Raw genomic sequence first — 2,940 nt, forward strand, 5'->3', positions numbered from 1 at the left:
GCCGGCGCCTGGATGGGCGCGCTGTTCGCGGGCAGCCGCGCCGGGCAGTCCGCGGAGCCGGAGGACACCGCCCGCCCCGGCCCGCCGCCGGGCGCCGACCCGTCCGTTCCCGCACCCCGCCTCCCGGCGGCCCCCGGCCCCGCCCCCCACTCCCCCGAACCGCGCTCGGACTCCGGAACGCCCGATCATCCCGAAGGACAGATGTGACGATGCATCAGGCCAACAACACGGCGAACCGTGACTGGATGGTGGCCGACGTGGCCTCCGTGTCCGGCGTACGGCATGTGGTCGTCCTCAGCGCCGACGGACTGCTGATGGCCCGTTCGGAGGGGACGGGCCGGGACAGCGCCGACCGGCTGTCCGCCGCCTGCTCCGGGCTGCAGTCCCTCGCCAAGGGGCTGGGCAGGGAGTTCGGCAGCGACAGCAAGGCCGTCATACAACAGATGGTGGAGTTCGACGGCGGTTTCCTCTTCATGGTGGCCGCCGGCCAGGGCTCCTATCTGGCCGTGGTGACGAGTTCGGCGGTCGACCCGCAGCTGATCGCGCAGCAGATGCGGGTCCAGGTGAACCGGATCGGCAGCCATCTCACCAGCCCGCCGAGGCAAGGCGTCATGCCGTGACCGGGCCCCGCGGGGCGGCACCGGCCGACTACCAGGACACGCCGCTGCGGCCCTACGTCCTCACCGGCGGCCGGGCGCGTCCGAGCCGCAACACCATCGCGCTGGACACGCTGCTGGTCGCCACCGGGCCCGCCTCGGACCTGCCGGTGTCCGCCAGCAGACAGGAGCGCGCGCTGCTGCGGATGTGCACCCGGCTGCTGTCGCTGGCGGAGGCCGCCGCACACCTGGAGCTGCCCGTGAGCGTGGTGTCCGTGCTCGCCTCCGACCTGGTCGACGCCGGCCGCCTCACCGCCCGTACCAGCATCCCGCCCGCCGCCCGCCCCGACCAGGACCTGCTCCAGGAGGTGCTCGATGGTCTCCGGAAGCTCCGCTGAGGACCACCGCTATCTGCCCGACAGTGTGGAACAGGCGGTGAAACTCCTCGTCGTCGGTGCCTTCGGGGTCGGCAAGACGACTCTGATCGGCTCGGTCAGCGAGATCGCCCCGCTGCGCACGGAGGAGACGATGACCGCGGCGAGCATAGGCGTCGACGACCTCGCCGGGCTGGCCGCGAAGACCACGACGACCGTGGCGATGGACTTCGGCCGGGTCACCCTCAATCCCCGTCTCGCGCTCTACCTGTTCGGCACCCCGGGACAGCGGCGGTTCTGGGACCTGTGGGAAGGGCTGGCCGAGGGGGCGCTCGGGGTCCTCGTCATAGTCGACACCAGGCGGCTGGAGGACAGCTTCGAGGTGCTGGAGCAACTCGAGCTGCGCGGGCTGCCGTTCGCGGTGGCCGTCAACCACTTCCCCGACACGCCCCGCCACCACACCGTCGAGAACCTCCGCCAGGCGCTGGACCTGCTGGAGGAGACGCCGGTCGTGATGTGCGACGCGCGGCAGCGGCGCGCGTCGCTCGACGCCCTGATCACCCTCGTGGAGTACGTCATGCGCTCCGCCGAATCCGCCCAGGAGGTGCCCGTATGACCGCCCCCGCCGTCCCGCCGGGCTGCCCGGTCCGCCCGACGGACACCCACGGGCTCACCCCGCTGTCCGCCACCACCGGCCCCGACCCGGCCCGCGTGCACCAGGAGCTGCGCGAGACCTGGGGCAGCGTCGCCCGGGTCGAGCTGGAGCCCGGGGTGCCGGCCTGGCTGGTGCTCGGCTACCGCGAACTCCTCACGGTGACCCGCCAGGAGAAGACCTACTCCCGCGACGCCCGCAACTGGCGCGACCTGGCCGAGGGCGCCGTCCCGCCCGGCTCCGCGCTGCTGCCGATGATGGCCCACCGGGACAACGTCATCGGCTACGACGGCCCCGAGCACCAGCGGCTGCGGCGGCCCCTGGTCGACGGCATGGCCGGGACCGACCAGCGCCGCCTGCGCCGCTCGGTCGAAGCGGTGTGCGCGGGGCTGCTGGAGTCCTTCACCGGCCGCGGCACCGCCGACCTGGTGGGCGAATACGCCCGGGTGGTGCCGCTGCTGGCGATCGGCGGCCTGTTCGGCCTGGACCGCTCCGAGGGGCACGAGCTGCTGCGCTCCCTCGCCGCGCTGTTCAGCGGCCCGAACGCCTCCCGGGCGGGCAGCCGCCGCTTCGAGGACATCCTCACCGGCATCCTCCGGGAGCGCCGGGCGGCTCCGGAGTCCGATCTGACCTCGGCCTTCCTCGCCCACCCCGATCTGCGGGGGGATTCCGAGATCCTGCAGTCCATGGTCGTCATGATCTCCGCGGGGAACGAGACGACCACCAGCTGGATCGCCAACACCCTGCGGCTGATGCTGACCGACCGCCGGTTCCGCGGCCGGCTCCGCGGCGGGCGGCTCGGTGAGGACGAGGCGCTGGACGAGGTGCTGTGGCAGGACCCGCCGATGGCCAACTTCCCGGCCCGTTACGCGCTGCACGACACGGAGCTGGGCGGCCGCGCCATCCGGCGCGGCGACTGCCTGGTGCTCGGGCTGGCGGCGGCCAACGCCGATCCGGCGGTCCGCCCCGCCGATCCGTACGACATGCTGGGCAACCGGGCGCACCTCGCCTTCTCCGCCGGGCCGCACGCCTGCCCGGCCCGGGTTCCGGCCCGGCTCATCACCCGGACCGCCGTGGAGATCGCCCTGCGCGGGCTGCCGGACGTCACGCTGGACGTTCCCGCGGCGGAACTCCCGTGGCGCCCCTCCCCCTGGACGCACTGCCCGGCCTCGCTGCCCGTGCGCTTCACCCCGCTGCCCGCAGCTGCGGCGGCGCCCGGCGGAGGCCCGTGACCGCGCCTCCGCGGCGAGTGACGGCAACGAGGCGGTGCGACGTCCCGTCCGCACCCGCCCCCGACGTGGGCCGCCGCCCCGCCCCC

At 74.1% G+C, this 2,940-nt stretch carries 4 protein-coding genes and 1 pseudogene; all 5 read left to right on the forward strand.

Features of this window, described 5'->3' with window-relative positions; genetic code table 11:
• A pseudogene (locus tag GCU69_RS33195) lies at nucleotides 1–207 on the forward strand (hypothetical protein); the annotation flags it as partial.
• 2 nt (nucleotides 208–209) lie between these two features.
• Complete coding sequence (locus GCU69_RS07615; protein ID WP_098755435.1) at nucleotides 210–620, forward strand: roadblock/LC7 domain-containing protein; 411 nt, start codon at nucleotides 210–212, stop codon at nucleotides 618–620.
• On the forward strand, nucleotides 617–994 hold the full coding sequence (locus GCU69_RS07620; RefSeq protein WP_235978302.1) for a DUF742 domain-containing protein: 378 nt from the start codon (nucleotides 617–619) through the stop codon (nucleotides 992–994). Before GCU69_RS07615 ends, GCU69_RS07620 begins: the two co-directional genes overlap by 4 nt.
• A complete protein-coding gene (locus GCU69_RS07625; protein ID WP_098755434.1) occupies nucleotides 972–1,586 on the forward strand; it encodes a GTP-binding protein in 615 nt (204 codons plus the stop codon). Before GCU69_RS07620 ends, GCU69_RS07625 begins: the two co-directional genes overlap by 23 nt.
• Entirely contained in the window at nucleotides 1,583–2,854 is a 1,272-nt protein-coding gene (locus tag GCU69_RS07630) for a cytochrome P450 family protein (RefSeq protein WP_156205480.1), read from the forward strand. Before GCU69_RS07625 ends, GCU69_RS07630 begins: the two co-directional genes overlap by 4 nt.
• Nucleotides 2,855–2,940 lie beyond the last annotated feature (86 nt).

The organism is Streptomyces lycii, from assembly GCF_009735685.1.
GTDB classification, from domain to species: domain Bacteria; phylum Actinomycetota; class Actinomycetes; order Streptomycetales; family Streptomycetaceae; genus Streptomyces; species Streptomyces lycii.

Bases quoted from the DNA above. Each gene is read 5' to 3' on its own strand.
- GCU69_RS07615 (WP_098755435.1), top strand. From the start codon at position 210: ATGCATCAGGCCAACAACACGGCGAACCGTGACTGGATGGTGGCCGAC.
- GCU69_RS07625 (WP_098755434.1), top strand. From the start codon at position 972: ATGGTCTCCGGAAGCTCCGCTGAGGACCACCGCTATCTGCCCGACAGT.
- GCU69_RS07630 (WP_156205480.1), top strand. From the start codon at position 1,583: ATGACCGCCCCCGCCGTCCCGCCGGGCTGCCCGGTCCGCCCGACGGAC.